General features: G+C 70.0%; 15 protein-coding genes. 11 read left to right on the top strand and 4 right to left on the bottom strand.

The genetic code is table 11. The features are described 5' to 3' along the window. Positions 1–533: 533 nt before the first annotated feature. Complete coding sequence (gene lepA / locus OG407_RS18635; protein WP_405859446.1) at positions 534–2,408, top strand: translation elongation factor 4; 1,875 nt, start codon at positions 534–536, stop codon at positions 2,406–2,408. 214 nt (positions 2,409–2,622) lie between these two features. Continuing rightward, entirely contained in the window at positions 2,623–4,509 is a 1,887-nt protein-coding gene (locus OG407_RS18630) for an AMP-dependent synthetase/ligase (protein ID WP_403598724.1), read from the top strand. Positions 4,510–4,618: 109 nt separating this feature from the next. Here the strand turns inward: OG407_RS18630 and OG407_RS18625 are convergent, their stop codons facing one another. Next, positions 4,619–5,194: a two-component system response regulator gene (locus OG407_RS18625; RefSeq protein WP_405859444.1), complete on the bottom strand. Its 576-nt coding sequence runs from the start codon at positions 5,192–5,194 to the stop codon at positions 4,619–4,621. A gap of 12 nt (positions 5,195–5,206) precedes the next feature. After that, a complete protein-coding gene (locus tag OG407_RS18620; RefSeq protein ID WP_405859442.1) occupies positions 5,207–9,400 on the bottom strand; it encodes a HAMP domain-containing protein in 4,194 nt (1,397 codons plus the stop codon). 102 nt (positions 9,401–9,502) lie between these two features. On the opposite strand from OG407_RS18620, the gene OG407_RS18615 reads away from it, so the two are divergent. The 3 genes from OG407_RS18615 (at position 9,503) to OG407_RS18605 (ending at position 13,309) form a co-directional block, all read left to right on the top strand. Further along, positions 9,503–11,398, top strand: a complete 1,896-nt coding sequence (locus tag OG407_RS18615) for a SpoIIE family protein phosphatase (RefSeq protein WP_405859440.1) — start codon at positions 9,503–9,505, stop codon at positions 11,396–11,398. 40 nt (positions 11,399–11,438) lie between these two features. Further along, positions 11,439–12,671 (top strand): radical SAM family heme chaperone HemW, encoded by a 1,233-nt coding sequence (hemW, locus tag OG407_RS18610; RefSeq protein ID WP_405859438.1) that lies wholly within the window; start codon positions 11,439–11,441, stop codon positions 12,669–12,671. 68 nt (positions 12,672–12,739) lie between these two features. After that, positions 12,740–13,309 (top strand): Uma2 family endonuclease, encoded by a 570-nt coding sequence (locus OG407_RS18605; protein ID WP_366490900.1) that lies wholly within the window; start codon positions 12,740–12,742, stop codon positions 13,307–13,309. On the opposite strand, the gene OG407_RS18600 is transcribed toward OG407_RS18605, so the two are convergent. Together OG407_RS18600 and OG407_RS18595 are read right to left on the bottom strand one after the other, a co-directional pair. Continuing rightward, positions 13,287–14,096, bottom strand: coding sequence for a DUF3097 domain-containing protein (locus OG407_RS18600; protein ID WP_405859436.1), 810 nt, complete (start codon positions 14,094–14,096; stop codon positions 13,287–13,289). The two genes, OG407_RS18605 and OG407_RS18600, sit on opposite strands and share 23 nt — an antisense overlap. A gap of 34 nt (positions 14,097–14,130) precedes the next feature. Beyond that, positions 14,131–14,850 (bottom strand): MBL fold metallo-hydrolase, encoded by a 720-nt coding sequence (locus OG407_RS18595; RefSeq protein ID WP_405859434.1) that lies wholly within the window; start codon positions 14,848–14,850, stop codon positions 14,131–14,133. Between the two features lie 173 nt (positions 14,851–15,023). Here OG407_RS18595 and hrcA point away from each other — a divergent pair, with 173 nt between their 5' ends. The 6 genes from hrcA to OG407_RS18565 all read left to right on the top strand — a co-directional run bounded on the left by hrcA (position 15,024) and on the right by OG407_RS18565 (position 20,202). Then, positions 15,024–16,040: a heat-inducible transcriptional repressor HrcA gene (gene hrcA, locus OG407_RS18590; RefSeq protein ID WP_366490903.1), complete on the top strand. Its 1,017-nt coding sequence runs from the start codon at positions 15,024–15,026 to the stop codon at positions 16,038–16,040. Further along, positions 16,041–17,174, top strand: a complete 1,134-nt coding sequence (gene dnaJ / locus OG407_RS18585; protein ID WP_327404160.1) for a molecular chaperone DnaJ — start codon at positions 16,041–16,043, stop codon at positions 17,172–17,174. It abuts the gene before it with no gap. Between the two features lie 144 nt (positions 17,175–17,318). Beyond that, complete coding sequence (locus OG407_RS18580; RefSeq protein WP_405859431.1) at positions 17,319–18,395, top strand: nitronate monooxygenase; 1,077 nt, start codon at positions 17,319–17,321, stop codon at positions 18,393–18,395. Beyond that, positions 18,392–19,144, top strand: a complete 753-nt coding sequence (locus OG407_RS18575) for a 16S rRNA (uracil(1498)-N(3))-methyltransferase (RefSeq protein WP_405859429.1) — start codon at positions 18,392–18,394, stop codon at positions 19,142–19,144. Before OG407_RS18580 ends, OG407_RS18575 begins: the two co-directional genes overlap by 4 nt. 16 nt (positions 19,145–19,160) lie before the next feature. Beyond that, positions 19,161–19,553, top strand: a complete 393-nt coding sequence (locus OG407_RS18570; RefSeq protein ID WP_366490906.1) for a VOC family protein — start codon at positions 19,161–19,163, stop codon at positions 19,551–19,553. An 88-nt stretch (positions 19,554–19,641) separates the two neighbouring features. Beyond that, on the top strand, positions 19,642–20,202 hold the full coding sequence (locus tag OG407_RS18565) for a hypothetical protein (RefSeq protein WP_403598686.1): 561 nt from the start codon (positions 19,642–19,644) through the stop codon (positions 20,200–20,202). Positions 20,203–20,237: the final 35 nt, after the last annotated feature.

The following is a 20,237-nucleotide window of genomic DNA, read 5'->3' as shown; positions in this document are numbered from 1 at the left end:
CTACCAGCCGCCCACCGGCCCACCCAAACCGGTCGCCGAGGGGCCATCGGTTACCGTCCCGTGCCGTGACAAAACGGACGGCCCTCCTCACCTGCCGAGCCCAAGCAGACCCCGAGCAGGTCCCCAGACCTGACCGAACCGCTCCCGAGCAACCCCGGGCCTACCCACCCAAGCCGCCCTCCGAGCAGCCCGCAGGCCTACCCGAGCCGCTCGCCGAGGAGGCCTCAAGCCCGCCCGAGAAGCCCGCCCGAGCCACTCGCAGAGGAACCGCAAGCCCACCCGAACCACTTCCAGAGCAGCCCCAGAGCCCCAATCCCACTCCCAGTTCACCCCGAACTGGCACCAATCCCACCCCCAGCCCACCCCGAACTGGCCCCGAAACCGACCCCGAATCCCACACCCCCCACCCACACCCACCCACCCGCATCGGCCCAAACCGGACCGCACCTCCCACGCGTGGGACGATGGAAGCTACGTATCGATCCGACCCGAGACCGCAGACACTGCGGACGCCTCAAGAATCAGGACCCTGCGTGCCCGCGATCCCCAGCCATGTGCCCGAGCCGAGCCGTACCGACCCGGCGCTGATCCGCAATTTCTGCATCATCGCGCACATCGACCATGGCAAGTCCACGCTCGCCGACCGGATGCTCCAGCTGACCGGAGTGGTCGACAGCCGGCAGATGCGTGCTCAGTACCTCGACCGCATGGACATCGAGCGCGAGCGTGGCATCACGATCAAGTCCCAGGCGGTGCGTCTGCCGTGGGCCCCCACCGAGGGGGCCGACAAGGGCAGTACCCACATCCTCAACATGATCGACACCCCGGGACACGTCGACTTCACGTACGAGGTCTCGCGGTCGCTCGCCGCCTGCGAGGGCACCGTGCTGCTCGTGGACGCCGCCCAGGGCATCGAGGCCCAGACCCTCGCCAACCTCTACCTGGCGATGGAGAACGACCTCACGATCATCCCCGTACTGAACAAGATCGACCTGCCGGCCGCGCAGCCCGAGAAGTTCGCGGAGGAGCTGGCCAACCTCGTCGGGTGCGACCCCGACGACGTGCTGCGGGTGTCCGCGAAGACCGGTATCGGTGTCGACGTCCTGCTGAACAAGGTCGTCAAGGAGGTCCCGGCGCCGGTCGGGAACGCGGACGCGCCCGCCCGCGCCATGATCTTCGACTCGGTCTACGACTCCTACCGCGGTGTCGTGACGTACATCAGGGTCATCGACGGACTGCTCACCAAGCGCGAGAAGATCCGGATGATGTCCACGAACGCCACGCACGAGCTGCTGGAGATCGGGACGAACTCGCCGGAGATGCTCGGCGCGGACGGGCTCGGGGTCGGCGAGGTCGGCTATCTGATCACCGGTGTGAAGGACGTCCGCCAGTCCAAGGTCGGTGACACGATCACCACCCTGCACAAGGGCGCGACCGAGGCGCTCGGCGGGTACAAGGACCCCAAGCCGATGGTCTTCTCGGGCCTGTATCCGCTGGACGGGTCCGACTACCCGGAGCTGCGCGAGGCCCTCGACAAGCTCCAGCTCAACGACGCCGCGCTCGTCTACGAGCCGGAGACCTCGGCGGCGCTGGGCTTCGGCTTCCGCGTCGGCTTCCTCGGGCTGCTGCACCTGGACGTGATCAGGGAGCGGCTGGAGCGCGAGTTCGGGCTCGACCTCATCGCGACCGCACCGAACGTGGTGTACCGGGTCGACATGGAGGACGGCAGCGAGCACATCGTCACCAACCCGAGCGAGTTCCCCGAGGGAAAGATCGACAAGGTCTACGAGCCCGTCGTGCGCGCGACGATCCTCGCGCCGTCGGAGTTCATCGGCTCGATCATGGAGCTGTGCCAGACCCGGCGCGGCACCCTGCTCGGCATGGACTACCTGTCCGAGGACCGGGTCGAGATCCGCTACACGCTCCCCCTCGCGGAGATCGTCTTCGACTTCTTCGACCAGCTGAAGTCCAAGACCCGCGGCTACGCCTCGCTCGACTACGAGCCCACCGGCGAGGTGGACTCCAGCCTGGTCAAGGTCGACATCCTGCTGCACGGCGACAAGGTGGACGCCTTCTCGGCGATCACGCACAAGGACGCGGCATACGCGTACGGCGTGCGGTTGGTCGCCAAGCTGCGGGAACTCATCCCGCGGCAGGCCTTCGAGGTGCCCATCCAGGCCGCCATCGGCTCCCGGGTCATCGCCCGCGAGACCATCCGCGCCATCCGCAAGGACGTCCTCGCCAAGTGCTACGGCGGTGACATCTCCCGTAAGCGGAAGCTGCTGGAGAAGCAGAAGGAGGGCAAGAAGCGGATGAAGATGGTGGGTTCCGTGGAGGTTCCCCAGGAGGCCTTCATCGCGGTGCTGTCCAGCGACGACAGCGGTCCCGGAGCCAAGGGCAAGAAGTAGCGGCGATTCATGGGGCCCGTTGCGCTTTCGCGCGGCGGGCCCTATGCCTTGGCTCTGTACGAAGTGGTCATGGCTCTGTTCGAAGTGACCGTCCACCGCCCCTTACGCACCGGCCGGTCGCGGCTTACTCTGATCACTGCTCGATAGTTACTCGCGAGTTAAACAACAGCCGCAGCAATGGTCCAGCCGCACTGTCGCGGGCCCGGAGGATGTCGTGAGCGACACACAGACCCTGATCGAGAACCGTCCGCCGTCCGTGGCGGGCCTCTTCCTGGAGCGCGTGGCGGCCACGCCGGACGCCGAGGCCTACCGCTACCCGGTACCGGCGGCCTCCGGTGCGGGCCCCGACGACTGGAAGTCGCTGACCTGGGCCCAGGCCGCCGAGCAGGTCTTCGCGATCGCGGCCGGGCTGATCGAACTCGGCGTACAGCCCGAGGAGCGCGTCGCGCTCGCCTCCGCCACCCGCGTCGAGTGGATCCTCGCCGACCTGGGCATCCTGTGCGCCGGCGCCGCCACGACCACGGTGTACCCGCAGACCAACGCCGACGAGTCGACGTTCATCCTCGCCGACTCCGGCAGCAAGGTCCTCATCGCGGAGGACGCGGCGCAGCTCGCCAAGGCGCGGGAGAAGCGCGCCGACCTGCCCGAGCTGACGCACGTCGTGGTCATCGACCCGACCGGCGTCGAGACCGGAGCCGACGAAGGCGACTGGGTGCTGACCCTCGCCGAGCTGGAGCAGCGCGGTGCCGCGTACCTGGAGAAGAACCCGGACCTGATCAAGGAGCGGGTCGGGGCCATCACCAAGGACCAGCTCGCGACGATCATCTACACCTCGGGAACGACCGGCCGCCCCAAGGGAGTTCGGCTCCCGCACGACAACTGGTCGTACCTCGCGAAGGCCATCGCCGCGACCGGACTGCTCGGCCCCGAGGACGTCCAGTACCTGTGGCTGCCGCTCGCCCACGTCTTCGGCAAGGTGCTCACGTCCGGGCACATCGAGATCGGGCACGTCACCGCCGTGGACGGCCGCGTCGACAAGATCATCGAGAACCTGCCGATCGTGCAGCCGACGTACATGGCGGCCGTCCCGCGCATCTTCGAGAAGGTCTACAACGGCGTCGCCGCCAAGGCACGCGCGGGCGGCGCCTCCAAGTACAAGATCTTCCAGTGGGCCGCCGAGGTCGCCCGCGAGTACGCCAAGGTCACCCAGGACAACTTCCGCCGCACCGGCACGGCCACCGCGCCCTTCGGCCTCGCCGCCAAGCACAAGGTCGCCGACGCGCTGGTCTACGCGAAGATCCGCGAGGCCTTCGGCGGCAAGCTGCGCGCCTGCGTCTCCGGATCGGCCGCGCTCGCGCCCGACATCGGCTACTTCTTCGCCGGCGCCGGCATCCACATCCTTGAGGGCTACGGCCTGACCGAGTCCTCCGCGGCCTCCTTCGTGAACCCCGGCGAGGCCTACCGCACCGGCACGGTCGGCAAGCCGCTGCCCGGCACGGAGGTGCGCATCGCGGACGACGGCGAGATCCTGCTGCGCGGCCCCGGCATCATGGAGGGCTACCACGGGCTGCCCGAGAAGACCGCCGAGGTCCTGGAGTCGGACGGCTGGTTCCACACCGGTGACATCGGCGAGCTGTCCCCCGACGGCTACCTCCGCATCACGGACCGCAAGAAGGACCTCATCAAGACCTCCGGCGGCAAGTACATCGCGCCGGCCGAGGTCGAGGGCCAGTTCAAGGCCGTGTGCCCGTACGTCTCCAACATCCTGGTGCACGGCGCCGACCGGAACTTCTGCACCGCCCTCATCTCCCTCGACGAACCGTCCATCCTGGAGTGGGCGAAGGACAACGACCTCGCCGGCAAGTCCTACGCCGAGGTCGTCGCCGCCCCCGCGACGGTCGCCATGATCGAGGGCTACGTCAAGGAACTCAACGAGGGCCTCCAGCGCTGGCAGACCATCAAGAAGTTCCGCCTCCTCCCGCGCGACCTGGACGTGGAACACGGCGAGATCACCCCGAGCCTCAAACTCAAGCGCCCGGTGGTGGAACGCGAGTACAAGCACCTGATCGACGAGATGTACGCGGGTTCGCGCGAGGCATGACCATGTGATGGGCCCCCGCGCCTCGAAGGGGCCGCGGGGGCCCATCAGGGGCGCGGGGAACTGCGCGACAAGCCCCCACAGACCCGCAGACAACAACGGCCCATCAGGCCTAACGCCGCCGCATATCCCGCACCAGCTGGCCCATCTCCCGCACCTGAACCCGAAGTTCCCGCACCTCATCCACCGCACTCGCAGCCATCCGCGCCTCAACTTCCTTGAGCCGCAACGCCAGTTCATCGAACTGCCCCTGCTCCCGCGCCAGCATCCGCTCCAACAGCTGGTTCTTCCGGTGCAGTTCGAGAAAAACGCTCACCTTGGCCCGCAGCACCCAGGGATCAAAGGGCTTGGTCAGATAGTCCGCGGCCCCCGTGGCATACCCCCGGAACGCATACCCCGCATCCGAGTCCGTGCCCGTCAGGAAGATGATCGGCACGTCCTTGGTCTGGTCGAGCCGCTTGATGTTGGCGGCGGTCTCGAACCCGTCCATGCCCGGCATCCGGATGTCCAGCAGGACCACGGCGAAGCGTTGCCGCAGCAGCGCCTTCATCGCCTCCTCGCCCGAACGAGCCCGTATCAGCGGCTCGTTGAGGGACCCCAGGACGGCCTCCAGCGCGACCAGGTTGTCCTCCATGTCGTCGACCAGGAGGATGCTGGCGCGCTCGTCGGTCGTTGCCTCAGCGCTCATGATGACTGTGCCTCACTCAGTCGTCGGCGGTGCCGCCGTCTCCCCTGAAGTACCCGGATCCGCCACCGTGATGTCCTCGGACGCGGCCCCGACTTCGGCCCCAGTTTCGGCCCCCGCCCCGGCCTCGGGATCCAGCAGTGCGCAGACGACCGTCAGCAACTGGTCGACATCCACCGGCTTCGGTACGTAGTCGTTGGCGCCCCGCGCGATGGACTTCTCCCGGTCGCCCGGCATCGCCTTCGCGGTGAGCGCGACGATGGGCAGCCCGGTCCAGCGCGGCGCGCGGCGGATGGCGGCGATGGTCTCGTACCCGTCCATCTCCGGCATCATGATGTCCATCAGCACGAGTTCGACGTCCGGGTTGCGCTCCAGCGTCTCGATGCCCTCACGCCCGTTCTCCGCGTAGAGCACCGGCATGCCGACCCGGCCCAGCACATGGGTGAGCGCGAAGACGTTGCGGATGTCGTCGTCCACGATCAACACCCGCCGCCCGGGCAGCACTTGACCCGGCCGCCCGGCCTTCCATGCCTCCAGCTTGGTGGGCGTCGGCCACGAGTCGTCCACCTCGGTCGAGGCGAAGGGCTCGGTCGAGGTGAACGGCTCGCTGGACAACTGCTCGGGCAGCAGCGGCAGTTCACGGTCCTCGGTGAGCGCCGCGCCGCCCGCCGCGTGCACGGGGCTGACAACGGGGACGTAGAGAGTGAAGGTGGACCCCCGCCCCGGCTCGCTCTCCGCGACGATACGGCCGCCCAACAGGCCCGCGATCTCACGGCTGATGGACAACCCGAGCCCCGTGCCGCCGTACTTGCGGTTGGTCGTGCCGTCGGCCTGCTGGAACGCCTCGAAGATCACCGGGAGTTTCTCGGCGGCGATCCCGATCCCGGTGTCGGAGACGGCGAACACGATGACCTCGTCGCTGACGTCGGAGTAGCGGTGCTCGGGGTCCTTGACCCGGTTGACCCGGAGTTCGACCCGCCCCTTCGCGGTGAACTTGATGGCGTTGGACAGCAGGTTGCGCAGGATCTGCTGGAGCCGCTGCTCGTCCGACCACAGCTCGCGCGGTACGTCGTCGCCGACCGACACCTCGAAGGAGAGCCCCCGGTCCAGGGTGAGCGGGCGGAACGTGGCGTGGACGTAGTCGAGGAGCTTGATGAGCGGGAGCCGCTTCGGGCGTACGTCCATCCGGCCGGCCTCGATCTTCGACAGGTCGAGGATGTCGTTGATGAGCTGGAGGAGATCCGAGCCGGAGCGGTGGATCGTGGTCGCGAACTGCACTTCCTGGCCGGAGAGATGACCGTCCGGGTTGTCGGAGAGCAGCCGCGCCAGGATCAGCAGCGAGTTCAGCGGGGTGCGCAGCTCATGGCTCATGTTCGCCAGGAACTCCGACTTGTACTGCGAGGAGGTCGCCAACAGGGCCGCCTTCTCCTCCAGTTCGGCGTTCGAGCGCTGCAACTCGGCCTGCTGCTTCTGGAGTTCGTCCGAACGCTCCTGCAACTGCGTCGCCAGCCGCTGGGACTGGCCGAGCAGGGACTCCGTGCGGGAGTTGGCGATGATCGTGTTGATCGCGACGCCGATGGTGTTCACGAACTGGTCGAAGAACGCGAGGTGGACGTCGGAGAAGCGGGAGAAGGAGGCCAGTTCGATCACGCCGAGGAGCTTGTCCTCGAAGATGATCGGGATGATGACCACGCTCGCCGGGGCGGCCTCCCCGAGCCCGCTGTTGATCTTGATGTAGTCCGGCGGGGCCTCCTCCACCAGGATCCGCTTCTTCTCCCGCGCCGCCTGCCGCACCAGCCCGTGCACCGGCATCCCGCCCGTGTCCACGGTCGCGCCCTGCGCCGCCCCGTACCCGGCGATGAAGGCAAGTCCCTTGGCGGGGATGGCCGTTCGCAGGCTGTCCTCGTCGGGATCGGCCAGGAAGAACGCCCCGTACTGCGCGTTCACCAGCGGGGTCAGCTCGCGCAGGATCAGGTCGGCGACCTCCATCAGGTCCCGGTGCCCCTGCATCAGCGCGGCGAGGCGGGCCAGGTTGGACTCCAGCCAGTCCTTCGCGCGGGTCGTCTCGCGGAGGTTGGCCACCATCAGGTTGATGTTGTCCTTCAGCTCGGTGACCTCGCCCTGGGTCTCCACCGTGATCGAGCGGGACATGTCGCCCTGGGCCACCGCCGAGGCCACCTCGGCGATCGCGCGGACCTGGGTGGTGAGGTTGAGCGCGAGTTCGTTCACGTTCGTCGTCAGGCGCTTCCAGGTGCCGTAGACGCCCTCCACCCGTGCCTGGCCGCCGAGTTGACCTTCGGAGCCGACCTCGCGGGCCACCCGGGTGACCTCGGAGGAGAAGGAGGAGAGGGTGTCGACCATCGTGTTGATGGTGGTCTTCAGCTCCAGGATCTCGCCGCGCGCGTCCACGTCGATCTTCTTCGACAGGTCACCCTGCGCCACCGCCGTCGCGACCTGCGCGATGTTCCGGACCTGTGAAGTCAGGTTGTCGGCCATGTAGTTGACGTTGTCCGTCAGGTCGCGCCAGACCCCGGAGACGCCCAACACCTGGGCGCGGCCACCGAGTCGGCCGTCCGTGCCGACCTCGCGGGCGACCCGGGTCACCTCGTCGGCGAAGGCGCGCAGCTGCTCCACCATCGTGTTGACGGTGTCCTTGAGTTCGAGGATCTCGCCGCGCGCGTCGACGGTGATCTTCTTCGACAGGTCGCCGTTGGCCACGGCGGTGGTGACCTGGGCGATGTTCCGCACCTGTGAAGTCAGGTTCAGGGCCATGAAGTTGACGTTGTCCGTGAGGTCCTTCCAGACCCCGCTGACGCCCCGCACCTGCGCCTGCCCGCCGAGGTTCCCTTCCGTGCCGACCTCGCGGGCCACGCGCGTCACTTCGTCGGCGAAGGCGGAGAGCTGGTCCACCATCGTGTTGATCGTGGACTTCAGCTCCAGGATCTCGCCCTTGGCCTCCACCGTGATCTTCTTGCCGAGGTCGCCCTGCGCGACGGCGGTGGACACCAGCGCGATGTTCCGGACCTGTGAAGTCAGGTTGTCCGCCATGAAGTTGACGTTGTCGGTCAGGTCCTTCCAGACCCCGGACACGCCTCGCACCTGGGCCCGCCCGCCCAGGTTGCCCTCGGTGCCGACCTCGCGGGCCACGCGCGTCACCTCGTCGGCGAAGGCGGAGAGCTGGTCCACCATCGTGTTGATGGTCGACTTCAGCTCCAGGATCTCGCCCTGGGCGTCCACGGTGATCTTCTGTGACAGGTCGCCGTTCGCCACGGCCGTCGTCACCTGGGCGATGTTCCGGACCTGCGAGGTCAGGTTCGACGCCATGAAGTTGACGTTGTCGGTCAGGTCCTTCCAGACCCCGGACACGCCCCGCACCTGCGCGCGACCGCCCAACTGCCCCTCGGTGCCCACCTCGCGGGCGACGCGCGTCACCTCGTCCGCGAAGGCCGACAGCTGGTCGACCATCGTGTTCACGGTGAGCTTGAGTTCGAGCAGTTCGCCGGTCGCCTCGACGGTGACCGTACGGGTCAGGTCGCCGCGTGCCACCGCCGTCGTCACCAGGGCGATGTCCCGCACCTGCGCGGTCAGCCGGGACGCCATCGTGTTGACCGCCTCGGTCACATCACGCCAACTGCCGGACAGGCCGGTCACCTTGGCGCGGCCACCGAGTCTGCCCTCGGTGCCGACCTCGCGGGCGACCCGGGTCACCTCCCCGGTGAACAGGGAGAGTTGGTCCACCATCTTGTTCACGGCGCGGCCGAGCCGTCGTAGATCACCGCGCAACTGCCTGCTGCCGTCGTGCAGATCGACCCGCTGGGTCAGGTCGCCGCCCGCCACCGCGTCCAGCACGCGGGTCGCGTTGGCGGCCGGGGCGACGAGGGCGTCGAGGAGCTGGTTGACGTCGTTGACGCGGGAGGTCCAACTGCCCTGGCCGGGGCTGGCGGAGAGGCGTTCGTCGAGGCGGCCGTGGCGCACCAGCTCCCGTTTGACGCGCTGTGTCTCGGAGTTGAAGTGGGTGCTGCGGTCCATGATCTGGTTGAAGGCGGCGGTCAGTTCGGCCACCACGCCGTGGCCCGTCTCCGGCGCCTTCGCGAAGCTGCCGTCCCGTGCGGCCGTCATCACGGCGAGCAGCGGGCGGAGATCGGATGCTCGAATCCAGTCGTCTTTGTGACCGTCTTCGAGCACACGCGTAGCACTGTTCTCACTCATGGCGGCCCACTTCGGTAACTCGGCGCTTATGGCCGCGGTCAGTCTGTCACTCTGTCCGCATCGATCGAGGCGTATTCGTCCGAACTGCTCGGGGAGCTGCGCATGGGGGCCATACCGACGCAACGGGAGACCACTTCGCGTGCTTCCGATGCGCCCGCGCACCACGGCGCGGACCGGCGTACGACGGTGCGCGCCACGCTCTCCGGCAGCCCCCTCGCGCCCGGTTCCGCCCGCGGCCTGGTGCGCGCCGCGCTCCGCGAATGGGCCGAACTCGGCCTGCCCGGCACCGAGAAGCTCACCGACCGGCTGGCCGACGACGCGATGGTCGTCGTCAGCGAACTCGTCACCAACGCCGTCGTGCACGCGGGCACGGACGTCGAGTTGGTGTGCCGGCTTGAGGACGCCGACTCGATCGTCGTCGAGGTCGCCGACCACCACCCCTCCCGCGCCCCGCGCGACAACAGCGCCGAACCGGCGTACGAGACACCGGAGTTCGGCCGCGGCCTGCGTCTCGTCTCCACGCTCGCCGAGGCCTGGGGCGTCACCTACCGCACCGGCGTCAAGACCGTATGGGCCCGGCTGCCCGCCGAAGGCACCCCGGCCGCCGAGGAGTTGGAGACCTACGCCGGGGAGCGCGGCCTCCGCGTCGCCGAGATCCTCGCCCCCGAACCGCAGCGCGCCGAACGCGACCGGGACTGGCTCGGCCGCGGCGCCCTCTCCTTCCTCGCCGAGGCCTCCGACCTGCTCGCCGGACAGCTCGACGAGGACCTCGTCGCCGCGCTCGCCGGACAGCTGATCGTGCCGAGGCTGGCCGACTGGTGCGCTGTCTGGCTGGAGGACGAGGCGATGGGCCGCGGCGGCGGCTGGGGCGAGGGCGCCGGGGCCGGCGCCGGTCCGCGCCTCGCCCGCGTCTGGCACGGCAGCGAGAACCGCATCGAGGAACTGCGCCGCGCCCTGGAGAAGGACCCGCCTCGCCCGCCGGACTCCCTGCGGCCCGTCTCCTACCCCTGGCCCGCCGACGCGCTGGGCCCGCACGGCACCCACGGCGCGGCACTGTCGTACCGCCTGATCGCGGGCGGCCGGCCGCTCGGCACGCTCGTCATCGGACGGTCCGGGCTGCCCCGCTTCCCCGACGAGGTCACCGGCCTGGTCGAGGACCTCAGCCGCCGGGTGGCGCTCGCGATCGGCGCGGCCCGCCAGTACGCCCGCCAGGCCACCATCAGCCGCGTCCTCCAGCGCGGCCTGCTGCCCGGCGCCGTCGCCGAGATCCCCGGCCTGCACAGCGCCCTCGTCTACGAACCGTGCGACAAGGGCGGCCCCAGCGGCGACTTCTACGACGTGTTCCCGGCCGGCGACGGCCGTTGGTGCTTCGCCCTCGGCGACGTCCAGGGGAAGGGCCCCGAGGCCGCCGTAGTGATCGGCCTGGCCCGCCCCTGGCTACGGCTCCTCGCCCGCGAGGGCTACGGCGTCGCCGACGTCCTCGACCGCCTCAACCAGCTCCTCCTCGACGACGCCACCGAAGCCGCCGACGCGGCGGCCCACGCGATGGTGGCGGCGGGCGGCATGCCGGGCCCGGTCGGCGACGGCCCCCGCTTCCTCTCCCTCCTCTACGGCGAGCTGGTCCCCTTCGACGGCGGCGTCCGCTGCACCCTCGCCTCCGCCGGACACCCGCTGCCGCTGCTCCTCGGCCCGGACGGCAGCGTCGGCACGGCAGCCCGCCCGCAGACCCTCCTCGGGGTCATCGAGGACGTGACGTTCACCAGCGAGACCTTCGAACTCCGGCCCGGCGACAGCCTGTTGTGCGTCACGGACGGGGTGACCGAGCGGCGCTCCGGATCGGTCCAGTTCGACGACGGCGACGGCCTCGCGACCGCACTCACCGGGTGCGCGGGCCTGAACGCCGAGCTGATCGCGGAGCGCATCAAACGCCTCGTCCACGAGTTCGGCGACCGTCCCCCGGAGGACGACATGGCGCTGCTGGTCCTCCAGGCGGAATAGGCGGAGCAGCAAGCCGCACCGGTGCTGGACAATGGAGGACATGCCTTCCGCACTCCCCGACGGCGATCCCGTCCCCGACGACGGCGCCCTGCCCGCAGAGGCGCTCGCCGGATCGGCCGACCGCCCCCTCGGGTTCTATCTGCACGTCCCGTACTGCGCGACCCGCTGCGGCTACTGCGACTTCAACACCTACACGGCTACCGAGCTGCGCGGCACGGGCGGAGTGCTGGCCTCCCGCGACAACTACGCGGACACCCTGATCGACGAGGTCCGGCTGGCCCGCAAGGTCCTCGGCGACGACCCCCGCCCGGTCCGCACGGTCTTCGTCGGCGGCGGCACGCCCACGCTGCTCGCGGCGGCCGATCTCGTACGGATGCTGGGCGCGATCCGCGACGAGTTCGGCCTGGCCCCGGACGCGGAGATCACCACGGAGGCGAACCCGGAGTCGGTGGACCCCGCCTACCTCGCGGCTCTCCGGGACGGCGGCTTCAACCGCGTCTCCTTCGGCATGCAGAGCGCGAAACAGCACGTCCTGAAAGTCCTCGACCGCACCCACACCCCCGGCCGCCCCGAGGCCTGCGTCGCCGAGGCCCGCGCGGCCGGCTTCGACCACGTCAACCTCGACCTGATCTACGGCACCCCCGGCGAGACGGACGACGACTGGCGCGCCTCCCTCGACTCCGCCCTCGGCGCCGGCCCCGACCACATCAGCGCCTACGCCCTGATCGTCGAGGAGGGCACCCAGCTCGCCCGCCGCATCCGCCGCGGCGAGGTCCCCATGACGGACGACGACGTCCACGCCGACCGCTACCTCATCGCCGACGAGGTGATGTCGGCGGCCGGCTTCGACTGGTACGAGGTGTCCAACTGGGCAACGTCGAATTCCGGCCGTTGTCTCCACAACGAGCTGTACTGGCGAGGCGCCGACTGGTGGGGCGCGGGCCCCGGAGCGCACTCGCACGTGGGCGGCGTCCGCTGGTGGAATGTCAAGCACCCGGGGGCGTACGCGGGGGCGCTGGCGGCGGGCCGCTCCCCGGGCGCCGGCCGGGAGATCCTCTCGGCGGAGGACCGCCGGGTGGAACGCATCCTCCTGGAGCTACGGCTCCGCGAAGGCGCCCCCCTGGACCTGCTCCGGCCGGAGGGGCTCGCGGCTTCGCGCCGGGCGCTGGGGGACGGGCTGCTGGAGGCGGGGCCGTACGAGGAGGGGAGCGCCGTGCTCACGTTGCGGGGGCGGCTGCTGGCGGACGCGGTGGTGCGGGATCTGGTGGACTGATCACTCGGGGGAGTGAACCGGGGCGGGAGGCCGATCCGGTCGCTGATCCACTTTCCTGGGCTGCCGTTGTGAGCGACCGGCGAATCACCGAGTTCTTTGCGGAGTTCGAGCCCCCTGAGGGCGTGAGGGCCGAACTTCTCCGGGGGGAGATCGTGCTGACGGCCAGCCCAGACCTGGTACACAACGCGATCGTGGGGACGGTTAAGGACCAGATTCCCAGGCAGAGGTGGAGACGGCTTCAGACGCAGCGGGTGGCGATCCCCGAAGAGCCGAGTGAGCCGCAGCCGGACCTCGTGGTGATCGAGCGCGGTACCGGGCCCGATGACGGAAGGCTGATGCCCGCCGAGGCCGTCACACTGCTGGTCGAGGTCGTCTCCACCAACAGCGTCCATCGCGACTACAGCGTCAAGCGCTCGATCTACGCGGCGGCAAAGGTACCCGGGTACCTGATCATCGATCCGATCATGGCCCAGTGCGTCCTGTTCACCGAGCCGACGGGCACGGGCGAGAACGCGGACTACCGGTGCCGGCGGATCACCAAGTTCGGCGACCTCACACCGTTGGAACCCGTCGGTATCGAACTGGACACCGGCGAATTCGCCACCTACGAGAGCGTCACGCCTCACCGCTATCCGTGACGAAGTCGATCAACTCCTCCACCCGCCCCAGCAGTTCCGGCTCCAGATCCCGGTAAGACCCCACCTTGGCCAGAATCGCCTGCCACACCGCACCGGTGTTTTCCGGCCAACCCAGGGACCGGCACACCCCCGTCTTCCAGTCCTGACCGTGGGGGACGCGGGGCCACGCGGCGATGCCCACGGAGGACGGTTTCACGGCCTCCCAGATGTCGATGTACGGGTGGCCGACGACCAACGCGTGCTCGCTGGTGACCGACTGGGCGATGCGCCACTCCTTGGTGCCGGGGAGCAGATGGTCGACCAGGATGCCCAACCGCGCGTCCGGGCCGGGGGCGAACTCCGCGACGATGGACGGGAGGTCGTCGACGCCCTCCAGGTACTCGACGACCACGCCCTCGATGCGCAGGTCGTCGCCCCACACCCGCTCGACGAGTTCGGCGTCGTGCCGGCCCTCCACGTAGATCCGCCCGGCGCGGGCCACACGCGCGCGTGCACCCGGGACGGCCACCGAACCGGACGCCGTACGAGTGGGTCGTAGGGGACTTGATACGGGCTTCACCAGGGTGACCACCCGGCCCTCCAGGAGGAAGCCGCGCGGCTCCATCGGGAACACCCGGTGTTTGCCGAAGCGGTCCTCCAGGGTGACCGTGCCCGCCTCGCAGCGGATTACCGCGCCGCAGAAACCGGTGCCCGGCTCCTCGACCACCAGGCCCGCCTCCGCGGGGACCTCGGGGGCCGGCTTGGGCTTCTTCCACGGCGGGGTCAGGTCGGCGGAGTACTGGCGCATTCGGATGACGATAGGAGAACCGGGGCGACCACCGTCACGACACGCCGAAACGCGTTGCCAACGCGTCCCGTTGGGCCCGCACGAACCCCGCGTCCACCACCGCTCCGTGACCGGGCACGTACACCGCGTCCTCCCCGCCGAGTTCGAGGAGGCGGTCCAGGGCGGCCGGCCAGAGACCCGGAACGGCGTCCGGGCCCGCCTGGGGTTCGCCGGACTCCTCGACCAGGTCGCCGCAGAACACGACCGGCGGGTCGCCCGGCACCACGACCGCGAGATCGTGGGCGGTGTGTCCGCGCATCGCCACCAACTGGACCTCCGGACCGCCGTCCAGTTCGAGCAGTGTGGGGCCCCACACGGGTTCGCGGGGGCGTACGAGGATGTCCGTCGCGTTCTCCGCGGCCTCCGGGTCCAGCCCGTTGCGCACCGCGTCGGCCAGCAACTCCTCCCCACCGCTCTCGAACACCTCGTTCGCGCCCGCGGCCACGAAAACCGTCGCCCCGGCAAAGGCCGCCGCTCCGAAGACATGGTCGAAATGAGGGTGGGTGAGCGCGAGAAGCGGCACCCGGCGCCCGGCCAGCGCCTGCGCCTGTCCGCGCAACCGCGCGCCCTCCGCCAGGCTCGACCCCGCGTCGATCAGCAGCGCCGAGTCCCCGCCGATCACCAGCCCGACCGTGCAGTCCCAGCCAGGCAGCCGGCACCGGCCCACCCCGGCGGCCAGCCGCTCCCACCCCGCCTCTTCCCAAGTCACCGTCATACGGCGACGCTAACGGTGACGGCACTCGGGGCATGACATCGCAGGACCGGCCTTGCCCGGGGTGTACCTCACGGCCGTACACTGGGCCGGGGAACGCTGGCACTCACGCGCACAGAGTGCCAGGAAAGGGCAGCCCGGCAACAAAACGGCGACCAGAACTGGAGGTGTGCGCGATGCTCAGCGAACGCAGGCTTCAGGTGCTGCGCGCCATCGTCCAGGACTATGTCGGCACCGAGGAGCCGGTCGGGTCCAAGGCGCTCACCGAGCGGCACAGCCTCGGCGTCTCCCCGGCGACCGTGCGCAACGACATGGCGGCCCTGGAGGACGAGGGCTACATCGCGCAGCCGCACACCAGTGCCGGGCGCATCCCGACCGACAAGGGCTACCGGCTGTTCGTCGACAAGCTCGCCGGCGTCAAGCCGATGACCGGCCCCGAGCGCAAGGCGATCCAGAACTTCCTTGACGGTGCCGTGGACCTGGACGACGTCGTCGGCCGTACGGTACGGCTGCTCGCGCAGCTCACCCGGCAGGTCGCCGTCGTGCAGTACCCCTCGCTGACCCGCTCGACCGTCCGGCACGTGGAGCTGCTCTCGCTGGCCCCCGCGCGCGTGATGCTCGTGCTGATCACCGACACCGGGCGGGTCGAGCAGCGCATGGTCGACTGCCCGGCGCCGTTCGGCGAGGCCTCGCTCGCGGATCTGCGGGCGCGGCTCAACAGCCGGATCGCGGGGCGCCGCTTCGCGGATGTGCCGCTGCTCGTGCAGGACCTGCCGGAGGCCTTCGAGGCCGAGGACCGCGGCACAGTGGCGACGGTGCTCTCCACCCTCCTGGAGACCCTCGTCGAGGAGACCGAGGAGCGGCTGATGATCGGCGGCACCGCCAATCTCACCCGCTTCGGACATGACTTTCCCCTCACTATCCGCCCCATCCTGGAAGCCCTGGAGGAGCAGGTCGTCCTCCTCAAGTTGCTTGGTGAGGCGGGGGATTCGGGCATGACCGTACGGATCGGTCACGAGAACGCCTACGAGGGACTCAACTCCACTTCCGTGGTGTCGGTCGGCTACGGTTCGGGCGGCGAGGCAGTCGCCAAGCTCGGCGTGGTCGGACCGACCCGCATGGATTACCCGGGAACGATGGGAGCGGTACGCGCAGTGGCACGGTACGTCGGACAGATCCTGGCGGAGTCCTAAGTGGCCACGGACTACTACGCCGTTCTCGGCGTGCGTCGCGACGCGTCGCAGGATGAGATCAAGAAGGCCTTCCGTAGGCTCGCGCGCGAGCTGCACCCGGACGTGAATCCGGATCCGAAGACCCAGGAGCGCTTCAAGGAGATCAACGCCGCTTACGAGGTGCTCTCGGACCCGCAGAAGAAGCAGGTCTACGACCTCGGCGGCGACCCCCTCTCGCAGGCGGGCGGCGCGGGCGCGGGCTTCGGGGCCGGTGGCTTCGGGAACTTCTCGGACATCATGGACGCGTTCTTCGGCACGGCGTCGCAGCGCGGACCGCGCTCGCGCACCCGCCGCGGCCAGGACGCCATGATCCGGCTGGAGATCGAGCTGGACGAGGCGGCCTTCGGCACCACGAAGGACATCCAGGTCGACACGGCCGTCGTCTGCAACACCTGCAACGGCGAGGGCGCGGCCCCCGGCACCTCCGCGCAGACCTGTGACATGTGTCGCGGTCGCGGTGAGGTCTCGCAGGTGACCCGGTCCTTCCTGGGCCAGGTCATGACGTCCCGCCCCTGCCCCCAGTGCCAGGGCTTCGGCACGGTCGTGCCGACGCCGTGCCCCGAGTGCGCCGGCGACGGCCGCGTCCGCTCGCGGCGCACCCTCACGGTCAAGATCCCGGCGGGTGTGGACAACGGCACGCGGATCCAGCTCGCGGGCGAGGGCGAGGTCGGCCCCGGCGGCGGCCCCGCCGGTGACCTGTACGTCGAGATCCACGAGCTGCCGCACGCGATGTTCCAGCGCCGCGGCGACGACCTGCACTGCACGGTCACGCTCCCCATGACAGCCGCGTCCCTCGGCACGAAGGTGCCGTTGGAGACGCTGGACGGCATGGAGGAGGTCGACATCCGCCCGGGCACCCAGTCCGGCCAGTCGATCCCGCTGCACACCCGCGGCATCACACATCTGCGCGGCGGCGGCCGGGGCGACCTCATCGTGCACGTCGAGGTCACCACCCCGACCAAGCTGGACGTGGAGCAGGAACGGCTGCTCCGCGAACTGGCGAAACTGCGCGGCGAGGAGCGCCCCACGGGGACGTTCCAGCCGGGGCAGCAGGGGCTGTTCTCGCGCCTCAAGGACGCTTTCAACGGTCGCTGAGAGGGTCCGGGGGCTTCCGCCCCCGGACCCTCTCTTCATTCCGAACAGGCTCGTTCCCCATCGCCGAACCGGCTGAAAGTACTGGCATGTGCCAGCGCCAAGGCCGGATTCGGACTTGTTCGGAGGACGTGACAACATGCCGTCATGTCCTCCGCACTGACCGATCTCTTCCCTCATCCGATCGTGCAGGCCCCGATGGCGGGCGGTGTCTCCGTCCCGCGCCTCGCGGCCGCCGTGGCCGAGGCCGGCGGGCTGGGATTCCTCGCCGCCGGGTACAAAACGGCCGACGGCATGTACCAGGAGATCAAGCAGCTGCGGAGCCTGACGGCCCGCCCCTTCGGCGTGAACCTCTTCATGCCGCAGCCGGAGTACGCGGACAAGGCCGCGGTCGACGTCTACGCCCACCAGCTGGCCGGCGAGGCCACCTGGTACGACACGGAACTCGGCGACCCGGACAGCGGCCGTGAGGACGGTTACGACGCCAAGCTGTCCGTCCTGCTCGACAACCCGGTGCCGGTGGCCTCCTTCCACTTCGGCATCCCCACCCCGGAGATACTCGACTCGCTGCGCCGGGCCGGCACCTTCACCCTCGTCACCGTCACCACCGTCGAGGAGGCCCTCGCCGTGGAGCGGGCCGGTGCCGACGCGGTGATCGCGCAGGGCGTCGAGGCCGGCGGCCACCAGGGCACCCACCGCGACCTCCCGGAGAACGACGGCGCCGGCATCGGCCTGCTCTCCCTGGTCGCCCAGATCCGCGAGACCGTGAGCCTTCCGATCGTCGCCGCGGGCGGTCTGATGCGCGGCAGCCAGATCGCCGCGGCCCTCGCGGCGGGCGCGAGCGCGGCCCAGCTCGGCACGGCGTTCCTCGCCACCTCCGAGTCCGGCGCGAACGCCCTGCACAAGCAGGCGCTCACCAACCCCCTGTTCACGCGCACCGAGTTGACCCGCGCGTTCTCCGGCCGCCCGGCCCGCGGCCTGGTCAACCGCTTCATGCGCGAGCACGGCCCGTACGCCCCCGCCGCGTACCCGGAGATCCACCACCTGACCTCCCCGCTCCGCAAGCAGGCCGCCGCGTCCGGCGACCCGCAGGGCATGGCCCTGTGGGCCGGACAGGGCCACCGCATGGCCCGCGAGCTGCCCGCCGGCCAGCTGGTCGAGGTACTCGTCGCCGAACTGGCCTCCGCCCGGACAGCGTTGTCGGCCGGGGGCGAGCTGCGATGACCGCGCCGGTGTTCGTCGTCGAGTCCCTCCAGGGTGTGGGCCCCGGCTCCGTCGCCGAGGTGGCCGGCCCCGAGGGACGGCACGCCGTCTCCGTACGGCGGCTGCAGACCGGTGAGGATGTCGTGCTCACGGACGGACAGGGTCGGGGCGCCTCCGGTGTGGTCCTCAGGGTCGAGGGCAAGGACCGCCTGATCGTCGAACTCCACGCATTCCCCGTCGAGTTGGAGCCCACGCCCCGCATCACCGTCGTCCAGGCACTCCCCAAGGGCGACCGCGGCGAGCTGGCCGTGGAGACGATGACCGAGACCGGCGTCGACGCGATCGTCCCCTGGGCGGCCTCCCGTTGCATCACGCAGTGGAAGGGCGACCGGGGTCTCAAAGCCCTCGCCAAGTGGCGGGCCACCGCACGCGAGGCCGGCAAGCAGTCCCGCCGGCTGCGCTTCCCGGAGGTCGCGGACGCGGCAACGAGCAAGCAGGTTGCGGCACTTCTGGCCAAAGCCGACTTCGCCGCCGTCCTCCACGAGGACCGCGACTACGGCAGCGAGCCCCTGGCCACCGCCGAACTCCCCGCCGAGGGCGAGATCGTGCTGGTCGTGGGCCCCGAAGGAGGCGTCTCCCCCGAGGAGTTGGCCCTCTTCGAGGACGCGGGGGCGAAGGCCTGCCGGCTCGGGCGTAGCGTGCTGCGTACATCGACGGCCGGGACCGCGGCGACCGCCCTGCTCCTGGGCCGTACCGGACGCTGGTCCTGAACCAGGGGGGATCGCCGTGGAACTCGCCCAAGTACGGCTGCTCGTCACCGACTTCGCCGCCTGCTACCGCTTCTACGCCGAAGTCCTCGGCCTGAAGCCCCAGTCGGGGGCGGCCGAGGGACCGTACGAGAAGTTCAGCCCCGCGATCGGGTCCGCCGGGATCGCCCTTCAGGACCGCGCGATGATGGCCCAAGTCCTGGGTGAACTGGGGGACTTGGCGACCGGACACCGCTCGCTGGTCGTCCTGCGCGTCGACGACCTGGACGGGTACTGCGGGCAGATCACCGCCCGGGGTGCGGAGCTGCTGCACGGGCCCGCGCCGATGACGGACCGGATGCGGGTCGCCCATCTCAAGGACCCCGAGGGCAATGTGGTGGAGCTTCAGGAGTGGCTGCTGCTGCGCGGCTGAGGCCGTCCGCCGGGGAACTGCGCCCCCGGCGCGCGGGTGGCCGTATGCGCTCTTCCGCGCGCGCTCCGACGGTGACAGGCTGCCGCCCATGAGGGTGTTGAGACGGAACCTGCTCCGGCCGCGCGGGCGGCGGGTGGCCGCTGTGGCGGGGCTCGCGGTGGTGACCGTGGGCGGGGCCGTCGCGTGCCAGCCCGGTGATCTCAGCTCGGCGACCGTCGCGTACACCACCGACAAGACGGCGACCGCGGAGCTCAAGCGGGACCATGTCAGCGTGCGCTGGCTGACCTGCACGGGCAACTACGGCAGCAACAACAAGGCCTACACGCCCGGGAAGACGCCCTCGCCGACCGAGACCACGGTCGTCAGCGTCGACTGCCAGGGGCAGACGAGCGACAACCGGGACATCACCGTCACCGGCAAGGTCACCCGGGCCGTCGACGGCGCGTGTGTGCGCGGCGACCTGGTCGCCAAGGTGGCAGGCAAGCAGGTCTTCCACGTCACCGGGCTCGGTGACTGCAACGCGGCGACGCCGTCGTCCGTGAACAACCCGAACCCGACGCTGACCTACGGCCCGGGGCCGACCGTCACGGTCACCAAGACGATCTGGTGCAAGGGCGACCCGACCTGCTGGCCCGTCGAGGGCAAGTGATCCAAAGGGCTGTCGGCGGATGGCACCGATGCATA

This window comes from Streptomyces sp. NBC_01515, assembly GCF_045040345.1.
Taxonomy (GTDB): Bacteria; Actinomycetota; Actinomycetes; order Streptomycetales; family Streptomycetaceae; genus Streptomyces.
This window is presented reverse-complemented; position numbering and strand designations above follow the sequence as displayed.